Origin of the sequence: Taibaiella helva, from assembly GCF_003545695.1 — a bacterium.
Taxonomy (GTDB): Bacteria; Bacteroidota; Bacteroidia; order Chitinophagales; family Chitinophagaceae; genus Taibaiella; species Taibaiella helva.
This window is the reverse complement of record NZ_QUZZ01000003.1, coordinates 284,314-305,879: the sequence shown is the minus strand read 5'-3', so window position 1 is coordinate 305,879 and position 21,566 is coordinate 284,314. Positions and strand designations below refer to the sequence as shown.

The following is a 21,566-nucleotide window of genomic DNA, read 5'->3' as shown; positions in this document are numbered from 1 at the left end:
CCACAGGCTTATTCTGAATTATTTTTCTGGCAGTTTCGGCCGGTTTGCCTGCTGTGGGAGCAGCTGTTTTGGCCGGGGCCTTAGGCGTTGCTTTTACAGGAGCAACGGGCTTGGGTGCTGGTGTAACCTTAGCAACAGTTTTTGGGGCAGAAGGTTTAGCAGCCGCCTTCACCGGGACCGGATTTTTTTTCAGGACCGGCTTTACCGGAGCAGCTTTCTTGGCAGCAGCCTTAGCCGGAGCCGGTTTTGCTACCGGTTTAGTTACTTTTTTTACAGGAACGACTTTTGCAGGAGCTGCTTTTTTAGGCGCTACCTTTGCAACCGCTTTCTTGGGCGCCGGAGCGGCCTTTTTGGCCGGCACAGCTTTTTTCACCGGTTTCGGAGCTGCTTTTACCTTAACAGGAGCGCTTTTCTTAGCAGGTGCGGTCTTTTTGGCGGCAGGTTTGGGCGCTACTTTCTTTGCAGGAGCCGGCGTCGCTTTTTTCGTAGCCACAGTCTTCTTTGCGGGCGCCGCCTTTTTTACAGGAGCAGCCTTTTTTGCTGTTTTGGAAGCTGTTGTTTTTTTTGTGGCCATGATTATGAGTTTTTAGTAATTAATACTTTTAGGGTTACATCGTTCACTTCGATTGCGATGGCGTTGCCGTTCAGGGCAGGCACCAGCTCTATCGTATCGGCCAGTATTTCCGCACGAATATAATCATTAAAGTTTACGATGGCCGGTTTGAGGCTTTCAAATTCTTCAATACTTACTGCTATCCTGTCTGTAAGCTCCAGGCCGCTATCCTTCCGTATCTTTTGTATCCTGTTGATCAATTCTCTTGCATTGCCTTCATCCTGCAGCTCGGGGGTTACGGTAATATCCAGGGCTACGGTGAGGTTGTCTTTATTGGCTACCGACCAGCCGGGGATATCTTCAGCGATGATCTCCACGTCATCGACCTGGATCAACACTTTGTGTCCGTCTAGGTTGAGCTCCAGCTGTTTTTCCTGTTCCAGTTGCGCGATGCTGTGCTGGTCCAGGAGACCGATAGCGGCAGCGGCGGCTTTCATCTGCCCGCCCAGGCGCTTGCCCAGGGCCTTGAAATCGGGCTTGATCTTTTTCTTGATAAAGCCTTCGGTATCGACCAGGTATTCGATCGATTTCACATTCACTTCGGAAAGGATGATGTCCTCAACCTTTTCGATCTGGTGGCGGATGTGCTCGCTGAGCACCGGTACCAGTATTTTCTGCAAAGGCTGACGCACTTTGATATTGACTTTCTTGCGCAGCGACAGCACCAGGGATGATATATCCTGGGCCAGCTGCATGCGTTCTTCCAGGTCGCGGTCGATCGCTGCGGCGTCGCTTACCGGGAAATCGGCATGGTGTACCGAGGCCACAGGCACCCTTCCGGCAACGGCGTTCAGGTTGTTGAACAGCCAGTCGGCAAAATAAGGCGCTATGGGCGCGATCAGCTGCGACAGCTTTTCCAGGCACTCAAACAGGGTCTGGTAGGCGCTGATCTTATCCTGCTCGTATTCTCCTTTCCAGAAACGGCGGCGGCAAAGGCGTACATACCAGTTGCTCAGGTGCTCGTCGAGGAAAGTCTCGATAGCCCTGCCGGCCTGGGTAGGCTCGTAGTCGTCAAACGATTTTGTAACTGTATCCACCAGGGTATTGAGCGAGGAGAGGATCCAGCGATCGATCTCGGGACGCTCCGCCAGGGGTATATAGCTTTCTTCGAAGGCAAAGCCGTCGACATTGGCATATAAGGCGAAGAACTGGTAGGTATTATATAAGGTACCAAAGAATTTGCGCTGAACTTCGCGGATCCCTTCGATATCGAAACGAAGGCTGTCCCAGGGCGAAGCATTGGTAATGAGGTACCAGCGGGTGGCATCGGCGCTGTATTGCTCGATGGTTGCAAAGGGGTCCACTACGTTGCCTTTGCTCTTACTCATTTTATTGCCATCCTTATCGAGCACCAGTCCGTTGGATACCACCGTTTTGTAAGCCACGCCGGGATATTGCTCTTCACTTACCGGCAAACCGGCTTTCTTCAGCTCTTCCTGTACCGATTCTTTCAGCAGGGAACCCAGGGCATGCAGGGTATAGAACCAGCCGCGGGTCTGATCCACACCTTCGGCGATAAAATCGGCCGGGTAGTTTTGTGCAAAAACCTCTTTGTTTTCAAAGGGGAAATGCCATTGCGCATAAGGCATGGCGCCGCTGTCAAACCAGACATCGATCAGGTCGGGCTCACGGTACATGGTTTCTCCGGAATCGGATACCAATTTGATATTATCAACAAAAGGCTTGTGCAGATCGGAGGTCAGCGTTTCGACGTCACTGCCGGTCGGCATTATGCCTGCAGCAATCGCTTTTTGCAACTCTTCCTTTAATTCGGCAACAGAACCGATGCATTTACGCTGTGAACCGTCTTCGGTGGCCCACACCGGCAGGGGGGTGCCCCAGAAGCGGCTGCGGCTCAGGTTCCAGTCCACCATATTTTCCAGCCAGTTGCCAAAGCGGCCTTCGCCGGTAGCCCTAGGCTTCCAGTTGATGGTCTTGTTCAGCGCTACCATCCGGTCTTTCAAGGCGGTAGTACGGATAAACCAGGCATCCAGGGGATAGTACAGCACAGGTTTATCGGTACGCCAGCAATGGGGATAGCTGTGCTCATATTTTTCTACTTTGAAGGCGCGGCCCTCCAGCTTCAGCCTTACGGCGATATCGACGTCGACATCAGCATAGTTCGGATCGTCTTTGTAATTCTTGACATAGCGGCCCGACAGCTCACCGCTGCCTTCGACAAATTTGCCCTGCTTATCTACCAGGATAAAAATGCCGATATTGTTCTTCATGCCTACCTTATAGTCATCGGCGCCGAAGGCCGGTGCCGTGTGCACGATGCCCGTACCATCTTCCGTGGTCACGAAATCGCCGGTGATCACCCTGAAGGGGTCGCCGCCGCTCAGTTCGGCTTTATTACTGTCAAAAGGCAGCAATTGCTCGTAACGGATGCCTTCCAGTTCCCTTCCCTTATATTCCGCCATCACTTTGTAGGGCAATTGCTTTTTCTTCAGCAGCTGGTCGAAGGCTGTCTTCAGCTCAGGGTTGCCTTCAATCAGGCTTTCGTCGCTGCCGCGCTCCAGCCAGTTGGTGATGGCATCGAAGAGGCCATTGTTCCCCCCCTCGGTCCATTCGTCCAGGTGCTCGGGAAAATATTTGTGCATCAGGGCTCTGGCCAGTATTACCGCACAGGGACGACCGCTGTAGGGATTGAAGGTCTTTACCAGCACATAATCGATATCGGGTCCTACGGTAAGACCCGCATTCGAAGGCAGGGTCCAGGGTGTTGTAGTCCAGGCCATGAAGAACACTTCATGGCTGTGCTCCACTTTTACCACATCGTTGGCCACCATTTTGAACATGGCTACCGCCGTAGTGTCTTTCACATCTTTATAGGTGCCTGGCTGGTTGAGCTCGTGCGAGCTTAAACCGGTACCGGCTGCGGGTGAGTAAGGCTGGATGCTCACGCTCTTATAAAGGAGGTCCTTTTTATACAATTCTTTCAAAGCCCACCAGAGGCTTTCGATATAGTCGTTCTTAAAGGTGATATAGGGATCGCTGAGGTCAACCCAATACCCCATTTTCTCCGTCAGCTCGTCCCAACGGTCTTTATATTTCATCACCTCGCGGCGACAGGCAGCGTTGTACTCTTCAACAGAGATCTTCTTACCGATATCTTCCTTAGTAATACCCAGCAGCTTTTCCACGCCGAGCTCAACAGGCAGGCCATGGGTATCCCAACCTGCCTTCCTTTTCACCTGAAAGCCCTTCATGGTCTTATAACGACAAACGAGATCTTTAAGGGTACGGGAAATAACATGGTGAATACCGGGCATACCATTGGCGCTGGGCGGTCCTTCATAGAACACAAAGGGGGCTTTACCTTCCCGGATCTCGATGCTCTTTTCGAAAAAACGTCCTTCTTTCCACTTTTTAAGCCATTCCTGCTCGATTGCAGGCATATTTAATTGCTTAGATTCCAGATATTTCGCTGCCATGTATAGTACTCCCTAAACTAAAAATTAGGCGCAAAGGTATGAAGAATTATCTTATAAATAAAATGCTAAAACGCTCATTCGTTCTGCTGAACCGCAGAAAAGCCGAAAGAAAATGTTAATTACCGGAATCCATTAAGGCATGATCCTTAATTCATAATATAAAGGCAACAACAATAGCGATTTACAGAAAGAGGACGCGCTATATGGAAAAGAAAACGGTGCATAAATGTTTATTATATTGCTGTTATGTTTCCGGAGTATTCCAGGTATCAAGTATCAAATTTCAATTTTCAAAATCCAATTCCAGGTATCTTGTATTAAGCAACCAATCTCCCGATCTCAATTTCCAATTTGTATTTTCAATCTTCCAATACAATACTTACAACTGCTTACATTTCCAACTCGACACCAATCTAACATCTAATAACTAACATCTAATAACCAGAAAGTCCGGGGCGACGCCCGGACCCTAAAACAATTCAATCAGCATTTCTGTCAGGCTTGTGACAGGACTGCGATCAATTCGTTGATCTCCAGTTTGCGCTGCTCGCCGCTTTGCATATCTTTAAGGTTAATCCGGCCTTCTTCCAGTTCGGAAGCGCCGACGATACCCACATAGGGGATATTACGTTTATCAGCATACTTCATCTGCTTGTCAAATTTGACCCTGTCGGCGTACAGCTCGGCAGGAATACCGGCGGCCCGCAGCTGGTTCAGGTAGCCGAACAGCACCGGCTCGGCCTGCGGCTCGATGTTGACAAAAATGATGCGGGTACCGGAAGCCAGCTGCGCGGGAAACAGGCCCAGCTCTTCCAGCACATCGTAGATACGGTCGACGCCGAAAGAAATACCCACACCGGAGAGCCCTTTGAGTCCAAACAGGCCGGTAAGGTCGTCGTAGCGGCCGCCGCCGCCAATGCTGCCCATTTTTACCGCCGAGGTGGTGACTTCAGCAATCAGGCCTGTATAATAATTAAGGCCGCGGGCCAGGGTAAAGTCGACAACGATCCTGCTGGTCCAGGCATCATTCTGCAGTTGCTTGTGATAGGCCAGCGTTTGCCTCAGCTCGGCAATACCCGTTTGTGCGGTTTCGCTTTGGCTCAACAACCCGGCCATAGCTTCCAGCCGGCTTTCGTGATCGGTGGCTCCGTATTCCGACTGGATCGACAGGAAGCGGGTGATGTAGCTGATATTTTCTTCATCCAGACCACGTTGTACCAGCTCTTTCTGCACACCGTCGAGCCCTATTTTATCGATCTTGTCGATGGCTACGGTAATATCGGTGAGCGCTTCGGCCGCGCCGCAGCATTCGGCCAGGCCAGCCAGCACTTTACGGCTGTTGATCCTTACCTCGATGCCCGGCACCTGAAGGCGATGAAAGGCTTCACGGTAAATGCCCAGCAATTCTGCCTCGTTAACCAGCGAGGTGCTGCCCACTACATCGGCGTCGCATTGCCAGAATTCGCGATAACGCCCTTTTTGCGGCCGGTCGGCGCGCCAAACCGGCTGCATCTGGTACCGCCTGAAGGGAAAGGCCAGCTCATTCTGGTGCATAACCACATAACGGGCAAAGGGAATGGTCAGGTCGTAGCGCAGCGCCCTTTCGGTCAGGCCGGGATCATTTTTCCCTTCCAGCACGCGTTCAAATGCTGTTTTGGCCTTTGCTGCGTTCTTCGGATCATTAAGGCCGTTATTGAGTATCTTAAAGATCAGGCGGTCGCCCTCCTCTCCGTATTTTCCCATCAGCGTGCTCAGGTTTTCCATGGAGGGCGTTTCCAGGGGTTGATAACCATACAATTCGAACACACCGCGTATCGTTTGCAAAATGTATTGCCGGCGTCGTACATCGGCAGGGGAAAAATCTCGCGTTCCCTGGGGTATAGAAGGTTTCATGTTTGCTTATTATAATAAAAGGTCTGCGGAAGTCCTGGTCCTGTATTTTTCCAGGATAACCGAGCAGGTATGGTGGATCATGTCGAATACTTCGCTATAACCTGCTTCGGGCCCGTACCAGGGATCGGGTACGGAACGGCCGCTACCGGGGTGGCTTTCTTCCAGGAAGAGGATCACTTTGCGGGCGTCGAAGGCAGATCCGGCAATATGCTTCACCGATTCCATCACATCGCGGGCCATAACATAAATAAGATCAAAATTTTCCAGATCAGCCGCAACAAATTTCCGGGCTTTTTGTTGAGAAATGTCTATCCCGTTTTTCTGGCATATTTTTTGAGAGTAGCTATGCGGCGGCTCGCCGATATGGTAACTTTCTGTACCAGCCGAATCAACCCTCCAATCCAGGTTGCTCCGGTTAACCAGGGTACGCATCACCCCTTCGGCTATAGGCGACCGGCAGATGTTACCAAGGCAAACCATGAGTATACGCATGAGAAAATTATTTTTTAACAAAAATTCTTAATTGAAGTACCAAGGCAATTCGCTTTTTTTGCGTCTAAAAGCTGCAAACCAGATTACCTGCCTGCAAAACTAGTGCAACAGGACAAATTTTTCTCGAAGCCAATAAAAATATTCTCAGAGGCGTTAAGGAAGTATAAATCAAAAATTTAAATTATCGTAATTTATTTGGTATTTAATCAGATTTTATTTATACTTTTGCAATAGCCTCTATAAACCCCCGGACTGATTCCTTATGGCCACTCAAAGAATACGTCTCGCGCCCAGATGGATTATATTTCTTTTGGATTTATGCTGTTGTGTTGTTGCCATGTCCATGGCCTTCCTGCTGCGGATGAATTTCAACCTGAAAGAAATTGACCATTATCCTCTTTTTAAAATCCTGAGTATCACCATTGCTGTTAACGCCTGCCTGCTGGTTGCCTTCAAAACCTACGCCGGTATCGTGCGCTATACTTCGGTAGAAGACACCGGCCGTATTCTCTCGGTAAACACTATCGTATGTCTTATTTTTCTCTTGATCGAGAATATTTACCCCAAGACAGAGGGCGTACCGGCGGCAGCACTGTTCCCCACTTCGGTATTATTCATTTATTACCTCAGCATCAACTTCCTGCTGATTATCTACCGGCTTTTTGTCAAGCGGATATTCCATTACCTTTTCTCGGTCAGGAAGAAAACGATTAAAGCAGCGCTTTTCAGTGCCGGCTACGAGGGCTTGCTGGCCAAAAAAATGATCTCCGACAACCAACGTTCCGAGATCAAGATCATGGCGTTCCTGGAAGATAACGAGCGCCTTATCGGCAAGATCATTGAAACAACTTCAGTGGTAAGGGCCAATAAAGCCAGTCTTGAGCGCCTGAAAAGAGAAGGCCTTGAGCTGCTCATTATTGCCGATCCCTATATCCGCAAGCAGCGTCTTAACGATCTGGTGGATATTTGCCTTGAGCTGAACCTCAGGATACAGCAGGTGCCTTCCAGCGAAAAGTGGATCAACAATACGCTTCAGGCAGACCAGCTTAAAGATGTGAATATCGAGCAATTGCTGGAAAGGGATGTGATCAAGATCAAGAATGAGCAGGTCGGTACAGAAATCCGCAACAAAAAGGTGCTGGTGACCGGCGCTGCGGGTTCTATCGGCAGCGAGATTGTACGGCAGCTATTGCAATACAATCCGGCCATTATCATCGCCTGCGACATGGCAGAGACGCCCCTGCACGAGCTGCGTCTGTCGCTGCCCGAAGATGCGCGGGTAAAAACGTTTATCGGCGACATCTGTGACCGTGTGCGTATGGAGCAGATTTTTGAAATTTATGCACCCGATATTGTTTACCACGCCGCTGCATACAAGCATGTGCCGCTGATGGAAGAGCATCCTTCCGCTGCGATTGTAAACAATGTGCTGGGAACCAAAATACTCGCTGAGCTGTCTGTCAGCTATAGCGTGGAGAAGTTCGTTATGGTCTCTACAGACAAGGCTGTGAATCCTACCAATGTGATGGGCGCTTCCAAACGTATCTCGGAGATCTTTATCCAATCCTATTATAAATACATTTCCCGCTCGGGTAAGTCGTCGCTCAACCCGGGCAACGGCAACCTGCCCATGCGCAATACCAAATTTATTACCACGCGTTTCGGCAATGTGCTGGGTTCCAACGGTTCTGTAATCCCGCGATTTAAAAAGCAGCTGGAAGAAGGCGGCCCGATTACAGTAACCCATCCCGAGATCACCCGCTACTTCATGACCATACCCGAAGCCTGCCAGCTGGTGCTGGAAGCAGGCGCCATGGGTAAAGGCGGCGAAATTTTCGTATTCGACATGGGCAGCCCTGTGAAGATCGTGGACCTGGCCAGGAAGATGATACGACTGGCCGGCAAAGAGCCTGACCGTGACATCCACATCAGCTACAGCGGCCTGCGCCCTGGTGAAAAGCTGTATGAAGAGCTGCTCAACAATGCGGAAAACACTATGCCCACCTATCACGAAAAGATCATGATCGCTACTGTAAGGGAATATGATTTTGCTTCGGTGTATACACAGGTGGACGACCTGATCGATCTCGCACAGAAGCATTTCCTGATGGAGACGGTAAGCAAAATGAAAGAGATCGTTCCTGAATTCATCAGCAACAATTCCATTTACCAGAAACTGGATGCCAATGGCAATAAGTCCTGATACGATCCTGCCTGAAGAATAATATTACAGCGGCTGCCTGAGGCAGCCGCTGTTCTTTTTCCGGCTCCCGCGCAGGAAGTTATCAATCTCTTCTCCGGCAGCCACGGCATCACGGATCAAGCGGAAAAGTTAGGGGATACAATATTGGTGTGTCCTGAGGAAAATCGGGGGCATGGTTCTGAACCCAGAGAATGAAACGCTTCAGGCTTATGGATGAGCTTGTACCGCAACCGCACAGCCGGACCGGTCGGGACGGGCAATGGCCTGAACCGCGGCTGGATGCATATTCATCTTAGCTACCTGGTTTTGCTCCTACGGAGCAATTTATGTTTGTTTATATTGGCGCTACAAACATTCGGCTCCTACGAAGCCCTATAGCGCGGATAGCTACAGGATCATCTGCAAACCTTTCTTGTCTTATAGGATCAGGATGGGAGTATAAGCGGTCCCGCCTGTCGGGCCCGTGGTATCTTGTCCTTTCGTAATGATTGAAGGCCTCATAACCTCGTTCCGTACACCTCCTGTAATCCCCCGGATTTTCTGCTTGATCCGGCATCACCGCAGGAAGGAGGGAATTCCCGCACCGTCAATGCTTATGGCTGAGCATGCTCCACACCTGCACAGCAGGCTGACGGGACATAACGGCTTACTGGGCTTATTCAAAAAAGTAAGCCACCGGTAGACACCGGTGGCCGTAGTATAGAACCAATAAAACAATACTTAGTTAAAGATCAACCGTGCCATACCGCCGACACCGGGAGCTGGCACCCAGGTAGCCGTGATGTTACCGCAGGGAGCGCAGTTGGGTGTGGTAGAGGCATAAGGTCCCCAGCCAGACAGCATACCGGTGCAGGCTTCACCTACGCGGCCTATAGCAAAACCGCTGCAGCTGGCTGGACTGTTGTTCAACCCAGCGCCCAGGATAAAGGGAACGCCACCAGGGAAACCGGGAACCATAGAAGGGCTGGTATAAGTAACGGTGGCGCCGGGAGCTATGGACACCACTGTACCAAATACGGAAAGGCTGCAACCAGGGCCGCCCATGACAAAATAGTGTGCCCAGCAACCGGAATTGTTCCTTACCTGGAGAGATCCGGCCTGAGCCATGGCGCCGAAGCTGAGGCAACTCAGCAACAAAAGGGAGAATAAGTACTTCATTGTTAGGTGTTTGGTTTTTGGTTAACAATAGACCCAAAAGTAGGCTGCGCCCGGGAGAAAGAAAAAGGAGAAAATCAGTAAAAGTTTCAGGGTATTACCTGTATGCAATAAACCGGCAATGCGGCCCATCAGCGCCTTCACGGAAAATACCGGGAATAAACCGCTTTATGCATTCCTTTAACCGAAACACGCTAGACAATATATGATTATCTGCCTATATTTGAGCCAAACCAAGTAACGATTAACCACAAGTATGAAAAATCTGTCGATGGACCTTTCGGATGGCAGATCGAAAGAGCTGAAGATGGACACGGCCATTTCCTTCATGCCTTTTATCCGCTTCCTGGAACAACGCATCAGGGAAGAGCGTACGCTGAAGACCTCTTTTTACCAAACCATCCTGGATTATTTTTATGCAAAAGAAATACCTCAGGGTGATATTCCCGTTGCAGAAGCGCATCGCTACAGCGATTTCTGCGAGTATATTTATGCCAGCCTTTCGCCAGCACTATTTTCGGAGCAGAACCTCGCCTGGGGCCTGAGCGCTCCGCTGCGGCCGGAGATATTTTACGGCACCGACCTGCTATATTCCGTGCTGAATCACAGGCCGTCCGACGCCACTGTTTATGCCTTGCCCAAAGCGCCCGAGCAATACCATAAGGAGCGCATGCATGTGATCTATGCGCTTATCCTGCAGCGGTTGTATAATTTCCAGATCCCGGTTAAGATCGAGCAATACCAGGCATGGACCCACCCCGATACCGGCCTGCTCCGCTACAACCAGGTGCATGTCAATGTCGACTTTATAGAAGTGAGCGCGCTGGGGCCTTTGCCCGTCCTCAGCTTCCGCGAGCTCTATACCTATTTTACCGAAGCGGGCGGACATGAGCAGCTGGAACAGGTGCTCCCCCTTTCCCTTTTCCGGCTGCGGGGGTTTGCCGTGGTGACGATCAGCGATGTTACCGCACAAATGGCAGTGGAAAACATACAGCGGATCCGCTTCCAGCGTAGCGACGGCAACACGACCGATCATTACCAGGATGTGATCCGCTCGCTGAAGACCCTGGTGCAGAACAACCGTATGGAGTTTGATCTCTTTCCCTTTGTAAGGGTGAACAACCAGGCCGTATATGGCTACGAGAAAGCCGGCAACGGTATCCTGTTTTCCGTATGGGGCGAGCACACCTTGTCCCCTGATGCTTTCCGCAAGCAGGCGGAAGGCTATGCTGCCAACCCGATCTCTTTTTTCTCGCCCGATATCCATGGGGAAAGCGAAATGCAGATCGGCTTCCTGGACGCCTTCCGTCGCGCAGGTGTACGCTCGCTGGTGCTGATACCTTTGTTCTACAACAAAACGCTGGTAGGCGTACTGGGCATGCATACCTGGATGGACGAGCAATTCGATGAGAAAATGCTGGCGATGCTGGATCCTGTGCTGCCTCCCCTGGCCCAGCTGCTCCAGATCTATATCGATGAATTCAATTCGGAGCTGGACCAGATCATTAAAGAGAAGTTCACTTCGATACAACCGGCAGTACAATGGAAATTTAACGAAGCCGCCTGGCATTACCTGCATCAGAAAAAAAAGCACCTGCCTGCGACAATGGAGAATATCCATTTCAAGGAGGTCTATCCCCTGTACGGTGCGATCGATATCCGCAACTCCACGTTGGAAAGGAATGCCGCTATTAGGGCCGACCTGGATCATCACCTGCTGCTGCTGCAGGATACTCTGGCTGCGCTAAAGCCTTTCGACCAGTCGTCGCTGATGCAGGAGATCAGCTACCATTGCCAGAAATGGCAGGAAACCTTGCAGAGCGGCACGTTCAGCAGCAACGAAGAAAACAGCCTGAGCTATTTTCTCAACGAGCAGACCCGCGATTACCTTATGCACCTTTTCCGGCAAAGGCCGGAGACCGGCGCTATCATAGGTGACTATCTCCAGGCTATGGACCCTGAAGAAGGTGCAGTACACCAGCACCAGCAGGAGCTGGAACGTTCGATGCAGCTGATCACGCACACGGTCAACAATTATTTTGAGGCCGGTAAAGAACAGCTGCAGCAATCTTATCCCTGCTATTTTGAAAAGTTCAGGACCGACGGCATCGAATACGATATCTACATCGGCCAGAGCATTGCGCCGGAAAAACCTTTCGATCATTTTCACCTGAAAAACCTGCGCCTGTGGCAGCTCTCTTCTATGGCTGAGGTGGCGCGGCTGAGCCACAGCCTGCTGCAGGAAATGAAGAAACCGCTGCAAACCACCCAGCTGATCTTTGTGCACAACCAGCCGATCGACATCAGCTTCCGCGCCGATGAACGTAAGTTTGATGTAGAAGGCGCCTACAACATACGCTACCAGATGATCAAAAAGCGCATCGACAAAGTACACATAAGACATACCAGGGAGCGGCTTACACAACCGGGGACCATTGCGCTGATCTATTTTCATGAAAAGGATGTGGCCGACTATCGGCCCTACATCGGGTACCTCCAGGACACCGGCATGCTGGCGCCGCAGCTGGAAGAGCTTGAGCTCGAAGACCTGCAGGGGCTTAGCGGCCTTAAGGCGCTGCGCATAGGTGTTGTTTGCCACGAGCCTGCTGCAGGATAAGCAGCATCTGTTTCCTGTATATTCTTACGAGGGCTGTCCCAGTGAGACAGCCCTCATCTTTTCCCCTACAGAGATTTAATGGTATCATAATCCTGCCTTCATTAACGCATAATAAGGCCGCTCGTTTTTGTGACCAGTAAACGTTCACCAAAACCAGCTATATGCACCAACGCTACAAAGGGCTCCTCGCAGCCCTGACCCTGAGCGGCATGACGCCGCTTGCCGCCCAGACCAATCCTGCGGCCGTAAACCTTCCCTTCAGCCTTAGCAGCCAAAGCAGCGCTACTTTGCCGGCCGGCGTGGCAGTACACCGCTTTAATACGATACCTTCATCCCGTACCACATTGCCTGCAGTAGGCGACCTGGCTACAGCGGGCAATTCTCCTACCGGCGTCACCGGCGGCTGGTACTACCTGGGTAATGATGGTATCGGCATCCTGTCGACGGGTACCGTATCGGCCGGTGCGCTGGTGGTAGCGATCAACACCACAGGGCTCAACCACGTCAATGTTTCCTGGCTCTGTAAGACCATTAACAACCAGGCTTCCCGCAGCAACAGCATTGCCCTCCAGTACCGTATCGGCACTACCGGCAACTTCACCAATCTCGGCACGACCACCACTTATACCAGCAATGGCAAAGTGAACGGGGATGTGTCTCCTTTACTTAGCGAAACCCTGCCGGTAACCGCCGAGAATCAGCCCGTGGTTCAGCTGCGCTGGATCTATTGGGAATCCAGCAGCCTGAGCGGCAACAGGGACAATATTTCTGTCGACGATATATCGATCACCAGCACGGCAAACACCTGCGCCCGGCCGGTTGTAAGCTCAGGCAGCATTACTGATACATCGGCTGCATTCAGCTGGGCTACTGTAGACTCTGCCGGCAGCTACGATTACGCGATCAATACCGATCCCGGCAATCCCGCCAGCGGCGCCGCAACCAGCAGCACCAGCTATACCGCCAATGGCCTTATGCCCGGCACAACCTATTATTTCCACCTGCGCAGCGACTGCGGCAATGGCAATATCTCCAATTGGATAACCGATACCATTACCACAACCGGCAGCAGCCCTGAGTTTACGGTAATGACCTACAACCTGCTGAATTATCCCGGAAGCACTGCAGCGCTGAGAGAGCCGGCTTACCGGACGATCGTACAGGCCGCCCAGCCGGATATCCTTGTCGTACAGGAATTATCCAACAGCTCAGGCATCACCAGCTTCCTCAACAATGTGCTCAACTTCTCCGGAACCGCCTATAGTGCCGGTGCTTTTGCCGATGGCCCCGACAGCGACAACGGCATCTTCTACAGGACCTCCCGTTTCCAGTTCATCAGCAATACGCCTATCCATACTTCGCTGCGCGACATTAACCAATTTATGCTGAAGCACCTGGCTTCGGGCGATACCCTCATCATCTATTCGGCTCACCTGAAAGCCAGTAATACCGCTGCGGACATCGCACAGCGCGATGCGGAAACCCAGACCCTGCGTGCCGTAACCAACGCTATGTCTCCCGGCAAATACTTCCTGGTATGCGGCGATTTTAATATCTATACAGCCAATGAAGCTGCGTACCAGAACCTGGTGCAGGACGGCAGCAATGCCACGGGCAAGTTCAACGATGTGCTGAACATGACCGGCACCTGGAACAACGCGGTTTACGCGCCTTACCATACGCAATCACCGCGTACCACGGCTTTCGGCGGCGGCGCTACCGGTGGTATGGACGACCGCTTCGACATGCTGCTGTTCTCCAGTGCCATTGTGCAGCCCGGCGGCTTCGATGTGGTGAGCAATTCCTACAAGGCATTTGGCAATGATGGCCTGCACTTCAACCAGGCGCTTAATATCCCGCCTTATGGCATGTATGACTCGGTGCTGGTGTCGGCGTTGCACGACGCTTCGGATCATATTCCGGTAGTAGTGAAGCTACGTAACAACGGCACAGGCCTGAAACCCGCAGCAGCTAACGGCATCGCGGCAGCACAGGCTGAAGAGATCAGCAATCTGCTTACGGTTTATCCCAATCCGACACACCATAGCCTGACGATAAGGCTCAACAAAGATTGCCATCAGGCGGCCAGCCTCCAGCTGTACCAGATGAACGGCAGCCTGCTGCGTGAGCTGACCCTCCCCGATGGTAGGGCCGGAGCAATTGTCGAAACGGACCTATCGGGCATACCGGCGGGTATCTATTACCTCAGATCATCAATTACCGGCGGCGTATTTAAGATCGTTAAATACTAAGCGCTGCATCCTTTGTACTAAAATAACCACTGCATATTGCGGTGGTTATTTTATTTTGCAGCAGGAATACAAAATTTTTATGCATCCTGTTTATATCATTACCACGGAACATCCTTTGTATGCTCAGGTGATCGGCTTAAGGCAGAAAGTGCTGCGCGAGCCCCTGGGCATGGACATTCACAACGACGATCTTGCTACAGAGGTCGATCAGATCATCTTTATATATGAAGAGGGCCAGGTGGTAAAGGGCTGTGTGCTGCTGCAGCAGCGCGATGCGGAAACCTTCAAGCTGAGGCAGATGGCCGTGGATCCGGCGCAGCAGGGAAAGGGTATAGGCTCCCAGCTCATTCATGCCGCCGATCTGTACGCGGTACAGGTGGGCAAGCACCGTATTGTGCTGCATGCCAGGGAAACCGCTGTACCCTTTTACCAGGGCCTGGGCTATGAAATAACGGGCGAACCGTTTACGGAGATAGGTCTTCCCCACCGGAAAATGGAAAAGCTGCTGGTATAATTCCTAAAGCACATTCACTACAGCAATCGCCTGCTGCAGCCGCTGCTCCGGGTTGCCGCTGATAATGGTAAAAGGTGTACCGGAACGCTGTACCAGGTCCAGGTAGATGTTGAAGAAATATTGCCGCATTTCCGGCGCACCATGCTCCCGCAGCGGATCGTCAACCCAGAGCATATCAATATCGGTAAGCAGGTAAAGGTCGTACCGGCGGCGGGCGATCTGCTCCAGCACGGCAGGATCGCATACACCGTATTTGTTCTCACTCCATACTTTAATTACATACAGATCCGTATCCAGGAATGTAAGTCCATGTTTTGCCCTGGCCACTGCCTGCTCTTCCAGCTGCAGCTGGCCTGCGGCAATGAGCGGCAGATCGGCCTGTACATAAGGCCTGCCAAGGGTTTCAAGGTAGACACGGGCATATTCGTCGGCAAAAGAGGTATGGAAATGTGCTGCAAGCTGTTGCGTGAGCGTGCTTTTACCGGTCGACTCCGGGCCGATGATCACAACTTTCCTGGTGTTTGTCTGCTGCAAAAGGTCAAGCATTAATTGGCGCAAAATTCGGTAATCTATTCGCTATTTCCAGCCGGAAATTGCCTTTAAAATGCGGCTTTTCATAAAATACCCTTTCCTGAAGAAGGAAAGCGCTGTCTTTGTATAGTATGTTTCCATGCCAGGTTTGTCTTTTGTTAAGAGCGCCCTATCCAGGCGGCGTACAAAAGGGAATTGCCCAAAAATCGCTAATTTGCTAGTCTATCAAGCTAAACTAGTATGAAATACATGACAAGACATTCAGGGAAATGGAGCGCCGCCATTGGCGCAGCTTTAGGCTTGCTCCAGCTGAATGCCGCCGCGCAGGGAAATGACCAGACGGACAAATATTTTGAGATATCCAAGAACCTGGAAATCTATTCCAATGTGTTCAAGGAACTAAACCAGTACTATGTCGATCCTATCGAGCCGGGAAAGATGGTAAAAACGGGTGTGGATGCCATGCTGAACGATCTCGATCCTTATACCAACTTGATCACGGAGGCCGAAGCTGAAGATTATGAGCTGCAGACGACCGGCAAGTACAGCGGTATCGGGGTAGCTACCCGTGTGATCGGCGACAATATCGTGATCGCTGAGCTGTACGAGAACGGGCCGGTAGCCAAGGCGGGTATCAAGGCCGGCGACATCATCGTGTCGATCGACGGGCAGAAAGTAAAAGGCAAAGACTCGGATGATATTGGCCTGCTGATGCGCGGCGCTCCGGGCAGCAAGCTCAGCATTGTTGTCCGTGACCCGTTTACGCAGAAAGAGGAAAGCAAATCTATTATCAGGGAAGAGATCAAAATATCGAGTGTGCCTTATTCCAGCCTGCTGGGCGCTAACAATGATGTCGCTTATGTATGCCTGTCGCAGTTTACACCCAATTGCGGCCGCGATGTGCGCAATGCGCTGGATAGCCTGAAGAAGGCCCAGCCGGCTTTGAAAGGTGTGGTATTGGACCTCAGGGGCAACCCTGGCGGCCTCCTCGATGAAGCGATTAATGTATGCAATCTTTTTATCGACAAGGACCAGCTGGTTGTTAGCACCAAAGGCAAGAATAATGAATGGAACAAGCAATTTAAGACCAGCAATATGCCCTGGGACCTGAATATACCGCTGGCAATATTGATGAATCATGGCTCCGCGTCGGCATCGGAGATTGTTGCCGGCACCACGCAGGATCTTGACCGGGGCGTCATTATCGGCACGCGCTCTTTCGGTAAAGGATTGGTGCAAAACGTACGCTCTCTTGGCTACAACACACGCCTTAAAGTGACTACAGCCAAATACTACACGCCTTCCGGCCGCTGTATCCAGGCCCTGGATTACTCACACCGCAACGATGACGGCAGCGTTTCCTCTGTACCCGACTCGCTGAAAAAGATGTTCAAGACCAGGATGGGCCGTACGGTTTATGATGGTGGCGGCATAGAGCCGGATGTAAAGATGGAAGATGAGAACCTGAGCCCCTTGACCATTACGCTGCTCACCAAAAATTACATTTTCGACTATGCCACCAAATATTACCATAGTCATCCCACAATTGCGCCTGCTGCCGATTTTGCATTGAGCGAAAGCGATTTCAATGATTTTGAAAAATGGTTGAGCGACAAGGACTATTCCTATAAGACAGAAAGCGAACAATTGCTGACCAGCCTTAAGGAAACTGCCGAAAAGGAAAAGTACTTTGACAATGTAAAGAATGAATACAGCGCACTGGCCGTGAAGCTGTCACACGACAAAAAGCAGGACCTGGTCAAAAACCGGCAGGAAGTAATGCAGGTACTGGCCAATGAGATCGTAAGCCGTTACTATTATCAGCGCGGACGCGTGATCAACAAGCTGAAAAGAGATGACAAAGACCTGAAAAAGGCGCTGCAGCTACTTTCCAACAGCAAGGAATACCAATCGGTGCTTAAAGTATAGCCCGCTGCCTATGACCCATACCATTTGAAACACAGAAGAGAACCCGTTCGATGAAAGTGATTTTTCGTTTTTTTGTTTCCCTGTTACTATTGGCCTTGTCTCTTAAGGTCTCGGCTAATCACTTGTTGGGCGGGGAGCTCCGCTACAGCCTGGCTTCTGTCAGCGGCCAGATCCAGACCTATAAGGTAACCCTGGTGCTTATCGGCGACTGCTCTTCCAACACGGGCAATAATGTTGCCTTCAGCGCCTTGCCCGGCGCCAATCCCCTGGTGAAGCTGTTTAAAGGAACGACACAGACCGACCAGCTCAGGCTGAGCTATAATGCGGCAGAGAGCAATATCGAGATCACACCGGTTTGTCCCGATGAGGCCGGCAATACAGCCTGCAGCAATATCAACAACCCGCTGCCGGGGATCAAGAAATTTGTGTACAATGGTAATTTTACCCTGGACAGTCCCTTCGACAACTGGCGCTTTGTATTTGATGGTTCTATTACCGATGGCACTTTCCAGACGTCGGCCGGCAGAAGCTTTATTATCCAGAATGCGGTGATCGTGGATCCTACCACCAGCGGCGCATCGATCATGTACCTGGAAGCCATGCTGAACAATGTTCCCGGCCCCAATAATTCCACGATCTTCACCTCGTTGCCTACACCTTTCTTTTGCCTTGACAAAGCCTCTACCTATAGTCTGGGTGCGGCCGATGCTGATAATGATCAGCTGCAGTTCAGCCTGATACCGGCAAAGACATCGGCATTTACCGATATCGATTACATCGCACCCTTTACCGCTATAAGGCCTTTGCCTACCGCTCCGGGCGCCTTCAATTTTAACGGGACCAACGGGCAAATGAACTTCACGCCCAACGAAGTCAAAAATTGCCTGGTCACCAACCTGGTGGAAGAATACCGGAACGGGATAAAGGTCGGCAGCACCATGCGGGAAATGACCTTCATTATCCTGAATAACTGCAATAACGATGCGCCGCTGACCCCGGTATCCGGTATTACCAATGCCGACGTTGCCTTTGACTCAGCCAATAACCTGCTGCTGAGCGTATGCGAAGGACAGACAGCCGATATTGCATTTGATATTAAAGCAACCGACCCCAACGGCGACAATACTACCATTACCTACAGCAACCTGCCGGCCGGCGCTACCCTCAGCGTATCCGACAATGGCACACAAACGCCTGTCGCCCACTTTGTATGGAACGTGATCGACGCTGCGCCGGGCAATTATATCTTCTATGTCACCTATACCGACGATGGCTGCCCGCTGGTGACGACTAAAACAGTAGCCTATACCATTACGATCATACCCCATATCAATAAGTTCGCCGGCGGCGCCGATTCGGCCTGCAGCGATGGCAAGAATGGACTGGCCTGGGCTATTCCTCAAAGTAATGTAGTGCTCGATTACAATTACAGATGGGTGGATAGCAATGGGAATACCTTGCGCAGCGTCAACAGCACCGATGGCGATACGCTGGGTAATATTCCTGCAGGGACCTATAAGGTCTACATCCGCAATGCAGAAGGCTGCGGTACCAATTTGATCGTCCATGTAGGCGCCGTACCGCTGCCCGAAGTCACGCTCAGGGGAGACACTACTCTGTGTTTGGGTATGCCCATCACACTGGAAACAACGCAGCAAAGCGATGTCCGGTATCTCTGGAATACAGGCGATACAAGCTGCTGCATCAAGGTAAGCCAACCGGGCAGGTATAGCGTACAGGCCATTAATAAATGTGGCGCCAAAGAAGCGTCGGTACAGATCAACTACATTAAGTGCAATTACTGCTTCTTTGTTCCCAATGCTTTTTCGCCCAACGGCGACGGCCGGAACGACCAGTTCAACATTAAGCAGACCTGCCCTGCCGACAAGTACAAGCTACAGATATTTAACCGCTGGGGAGAGCTGGTATTTACGACGCTATCCGTAAGCAACAGCTGGGATGGCACCTATAACGGCAGGCCGGCAGAAAGCGGCACTTATTTTTATATGCTCCAGGCCTGGCCTGAAGACCGTTCGCAGGAAGAGATCAGGATGAAAGGCGATCTTACGCTTATCCGGTAAACAGCAATACGCTATAAACAGGTACAGAAAGAGGGGCTCCGGCGGAACCCCTCTTTTCTTATGGAATCAGCTCTTATTCAAACCGCGCATTAAGCGCCGGCAGGAGCATTCAGCACATCGTTCATGCTGCGTACGGCTTCAGCAGACTTATTGAATAATGCCTGCTCTTCTTCACTCAGCTTGTAGTCTACGATCTTTTCCCAACCGTTGCGGCCGATCACTACAGGAACACCCAGGCAGATATCGGACTGGCCATATTCGCCTTCCAGGAATACGCAGGAAGGGATCAGCTTTTTCTGATCGCGTACGATTGCCTCAACCACCGCGGCTCCGGCAGCGCCGGGAGCATACCAGGCAGAAGTACCCAGCAGCTTGGTCAGCGTAGCGCCGCCTACCATCGTATCGGCAACCACTTGCTTTTGCTCCTCTTCGCTCAGGAAGTTGGTTACAGGAACACTGTTCCAGGTGGCAAATTTGATCAGTGGGATCATGGTGGTATCGCCGTGGCCGCCAATCACGACGGCATTCAGATCGGAAGGGCTGGCGCCGAGGCGCTGGCTCAGCTGATACTTGAAGCGTGCACTATCCAGCGCACCACCCATACCGATAATGCGGTTCTTGGGCAGGCCGCTGCTCTTCAGCGCCAGGTAGGTCATGGTATCCATAGGATTGGAGATCACGACAATGATGGCGTTGGGAGAATGCTGCAGTATATTTTTGGTTACATCTTCAACGATACGGGCATTGGTTCCGATCAGCTCTTCGCGGGTCATGCCGGGTTTGCGGGGCAGGCCGGAAGTAATCACGACAACATCAGAATCGGCAGTTTTGCTGTAATCGGCAGTGGAGCCGGAGATCTTGGTATCAAAACCCAGCAGTGCAGCGGTCTGCATCATATCCTGGGCCTTGCCTTCAGCAAATCCTTCTTTAATATCCAGCAATACCAGCTCTTCAGCCAGCTCCCTGCGTGCGATATTGTCGGCACAGGTAGCGCCCACGGCACCGGCACCTACTACAGTTACTTTCATTGTTTAATCGGGTATTTTAAGTGAATAAATCTGGAATGTAGCGCGAAGTTACTATGTAATGAGCAAAAATGAACAGTTAACACTGCTATAATGCCTTTATTCATAACCCATATACGCCCTAAAGCGGCGGGAACCGGCGCGGGCGGTTTTTCGGAAGCGGCACTTTGCTGCCGGCCGTACCACCCAGCCGCTGTCTGAAGCTCTCCCGCTTTGTAATGGAGATAAAGCCGGGCTTGTAGGCCGGGGCCGGATCGATCACCGGTTCAGGCATAGGTTCGGCATCCAGCATCGCCTCATAAATAGGGAATATCTTTATATAGGTACCAAACCGCCGGTGGGCAAACCCTTTCAGCAGGATGGCCTGCTCATACTCGGTAGCCAGCGCTATGGACTTGAATCCCAGCTTGCGTGCGAGCTCGTAGGAAAAATAAACATTTTCGGTGCTGTGCTCGGCCAGGGTATCGTAATAGATATGATCTGCCGGTATGCCCAGCTGCTGCGCATAGAGTCCCATGATCTTCGCTTCGTAGTAAGGCGAATAAACGGCCGCACCGGAGTAGATGATATTTTTTACGCTGCCGTTGCGGTACAGGAGCCAACTCCAGAGCACCCGGGCCCGCATGGTATTGCTCCAGGTAATACTGTCGAAAGGCACGCCCGGCACGATCAGCGCATCATAAACTTTCTGTTGTGCTACCGCCTTGCGATATGCCCTGCGCGGGCTTTCCAGCGTAAAGCAGCCCCACTGGGTCCACAGGAGGAAAACGATCATAACCACCACGCAAGCCTTCACGATCAGCCCTTTGGTCCTCATACAGGAT

14 protein-coding genes are annotated in these 21,566 nt (G+C 51.4%); 7 read left to right on the top strand and 7 right to left on the bottom strand.

All coding sequences use genetic code 11. From position 1 onward, the window contains the following. Window positions 1–44 precede the first annotated feature (44 nt). The gene (locus tag DZC79_RS21130; RefSeq protein ID WP_157976971.1) at window positions 45–590 is read left to right on the top strand and encodes a hypothetical protein; all 546 of its coding nucleotides are present in this window, start codon (window positions 45–47) and stop codon (window positions 588–590) included. Here the strand turns inward: DZC79_RS21130 and ileS are convergent. The 3 genes from ileS to DZC79_RS06590 form a co-directional block, all read right to left on the bottom strand. After that, complete coding sequence (gene ileS / locus DZC79_RS06600; RefSeq protein ID WP_317124959.1) at window positions 577–4,014, bottom strand: isoleucine--tRNA ligase; 3,438 nt, start codon at window positions 4,012–4,014, stop codon at window positions 577–579. The genes DZC79_RS21130 and ileS overlap by 14 nt on opposite strands. 531 nt (window positions 4,015–4,545) lie before the next feature. Then, complete coding sequence (gene hisS / locus DZC79_RS06595; protein WP_118950763.1) at window positions 4,546–5,943, bottom strand: histidine--tRNA ligase; 1,398 nt, start codon at window positions 5,941–5,943, stop codon at window positions 4,546–4,548. A gap of 9 nt (window positions 5,944–5,952) precedes the next feature. Then, entirely contained in the window at window positions 5,953–6,435 is a 483-nt protein-coding gene (locus DZC79_RS06590; RefSeq protein WP_232831777.1) for a low molecular weight protein-tyrosine-phosphatase, read from the bottom strand. A gap of 310 nt (window positions 6,436–6,745) precedes the next feature. On the opposite strand from DZC79_RS06590, the gene DZC79_RS06585 reads away from it, so the two are divergent. Then, window positions 6,746–8,638, top strand: coding sequence for a polysaccharide biosynthesis protein (locus DZC79_RS06585; RefSeq protein ID WP_232831776.1), 1,893 nt, complete (start codon window positions 6,746–6,748; stop codon window positions 8,636–8,638). Between the two features lie 720 nt (window positions 8,639–9,358). Here DZC79_RS06585 and DZC79_RS06580 read toward each other — a convergent pair. Next, window positions 9,359–9,796: a hypothetical protein gene (locus DZC79_RS06580; protein WP_157976970.1), complete on the bottom strand. Its 438-nt coding sequence runs from the start codon at window positions 9,794–9,796 to the stop codon at window positions 9,359–9,361. Window positions 9,797–10,049: 253 nt separating this feature from the next. On the opposite strand from DZC79_RS06580, the gene DZC79_RS06575 reads away from it, so the two are divergent. The 3 genes from DZC79_RS06575 to DZC79_RS06565 all read left to right on the top strand — a co-directional run bounded on the left by DZC79_RS06575 (window position 10,050) and on the right by DZC79_RS06565 (window position 15,176). After that, the gene (locus DZC79_RS06575; protein ID WP_118950759.1) at window positions 10,050–12,410 is read left to right on the top strand and encodes a GAF domain-containing protein; all 2,361 of its coding nucleotides are present in this window, start codon (window positions 10,050–10,052) and stop codon (window positions 12,408–12,410) included. 161 nt (window positions 12,411–12,571) lie between these two features. Beyond that, entirely contained in the window at window positions 12,572–14,662 is a 2,091-nt protein-coding gene (locus DZC79_RS06570) for a T9SS type A sorting domain-containing protein (protein ID WP_118950758.1), read from the top strand. A 79-nt stretch (window positions 14,663–14,741) separates the two neighbouring features. Beyond that, a complete protein-coding gene (locus DZC79_RS06565; RefSeq protein ID WP_157976969.1) occupies window positions 14,742–15,176 on the top strand; it encodes a GNAT family N-acetyltransferase in 435 nt (144 codons plus the stop codon). Window positions 15,177–15,179: 3 nt separating this feature from the next. Here DZC79_RS06565 and DZC79_RS06560 read toward each other — a convergent pair whose 3' ends face one another. Continuing rightward, complete coding sequence (locus tag DZC79_RS06560; protein ID WP_232831775.1) at window positions 15,180–15,710, bottom strand: AAA family ATPase; 531 nt, start codon at window positions 15,708–15,710, stop codon at window positions 15,180–15,182. 246 nt (window positions 15,711–15,956) lie between these two features. On the opposite strand from DZC79_RS06560, the gene DZC79_RS06555 reads away from it, so the two are divergent. Together DZC79_RS06555 and DZC79_RS06550 are read left to right on the top strand one after the other, a co-directional pair. Beyond that, on the top strand, window positions 15,957–17,636 hold the full coding sequence (locus tag DZC79_RS06555; protein ID WP_157976968.1) for a S41 family peptidase: 1,680 nt from the start codon (window positions 15,957–15,959) through the stop codon (window positions 17,634–17,636). Window positions 17,637–17,686: 50 nt separating this feature from the next. Continuing rightward, window positions 17,687–19,717 (top strand): gliding motility-associated C-terminal domain-containing protein, encoded by a 2,031-nt coding sequence (locus tag DZC79_RS06550; RefSeq protein WP_118950754.1) that lies wholly within the window; start codon window positions 17,687–17,689, stop codon window positions 19,715–19,717. Window positions 19,718–19,806: 89 nt separating this feature from the next. Here DZC79_RS06550 and mdh read toward each other — a convergent pair whose 3' ends face one another. Both mdh and DZC79_RS06540 read right to left on the bottom strand, forming a co-directional pair. Next, window positions 19,807–20,745 carry a malate dehydrogenase gene (mdh, locus tag DZC79_RS06545; protein ID WP_118950753.1) on the bottom strand — a complete coding sequence of 313 codons (939 nt, stop codon included), beginning with the start codon at window positions 20,743–20,745 and terminating at the stop codon, window positions 19,807–19,809. 118 nt (window positions 20,746–20,863) lie between these two features. Then, window positions 20,864–21,559, bottom strand: coding sequence for a YdcF family protein (locus DZC79_RS06540; RefSeq protein ID WP_232831774.1), 696 nt, complete (start codon window positions 21,557–21,559; stop codon window positions 20,864–20,866). Window positions 21,560–21,566: the final 7 nt, after the last annotated feature.

Bases quoted from the DNA above. Each gene is read 5' to 3' on its own strand.
- ileS (WP_317124959.1), bottom strand. From the start codon at position 4,014: ATGCCTGCAATCGAGCAGGAATGGCTTAAAAAGTGGAAAGAAGGACGT.
- hisS (WP_118950763.1), bottom strand. From the start codon at position 5,943: ATGAAACCTTCTATACCCCAGGGAACGCGAGATTTTTCCCCTGCCGAT.
- DZC79_RS06590 (WP_232831777.1), bottom strand. From the start codon at position 6,435: ATGCGTATACTCATGGTTTGCCTTGGTAACATCTGCCGGTCGCCTATA.
- DZC79_RS06580 (WP_157976970.1), bottom strand. From the start codon at position 9,796: ATGAAGTACTTATTCTCCCTTTTGTTGCTGAGTTGCCTCAGCTTCGGC.
- DZC79_RS06575 (WP_118950759.1), top strand. From the start codon at position 10,050: ATGAAAAATCTGTCGATGGACCTTTCGGATGGCAGATCGAAAGAGCTG.
- DZC79_RS06570 (WP_118950758.1), top strand. From the start codon at position 12,572: ATGCACCAACGCTACAAAGGGCTCCTCGCAGCCCTGACCCTGAGCGGC.
- DZC79_RS06565 (WP_157976969.1), top strand. From the start codon at position 14,742: ATGCATCCTGTTTATATCATTACCACGGAACATCCTTTGTATGCTCAG.
- DZC79_RS06555 (WP_157976968.1), top strand. From the start codon at position 15,957: ATGACAAGACATTCAGGGAAATGGAGCGCCGCCATTGGCGCAGCTTTA.
- DZC79_RS06550 (WP_118950754.1), top strand. From the start codon at position 17,687: ATGAAAGTGATTTTTCGTTTTTTTGTTTCCCTGTTACTATTGGCCTTG.
- mdh (WP_118950753.1), bottom strand. From the start codon at position 20,745: ATGAAAGTAACTGTAGTAGGTGCCGGTGCCGTGGGCGCTACCTGTGCC.
- DZC79_RS06540 (WP_232831774.1), bottom strand. From the start codon at position 21,559: ATGAGGACCAAAGGGCTGATCGTGAAGGCTTGCGTGGTGGTTATGATC.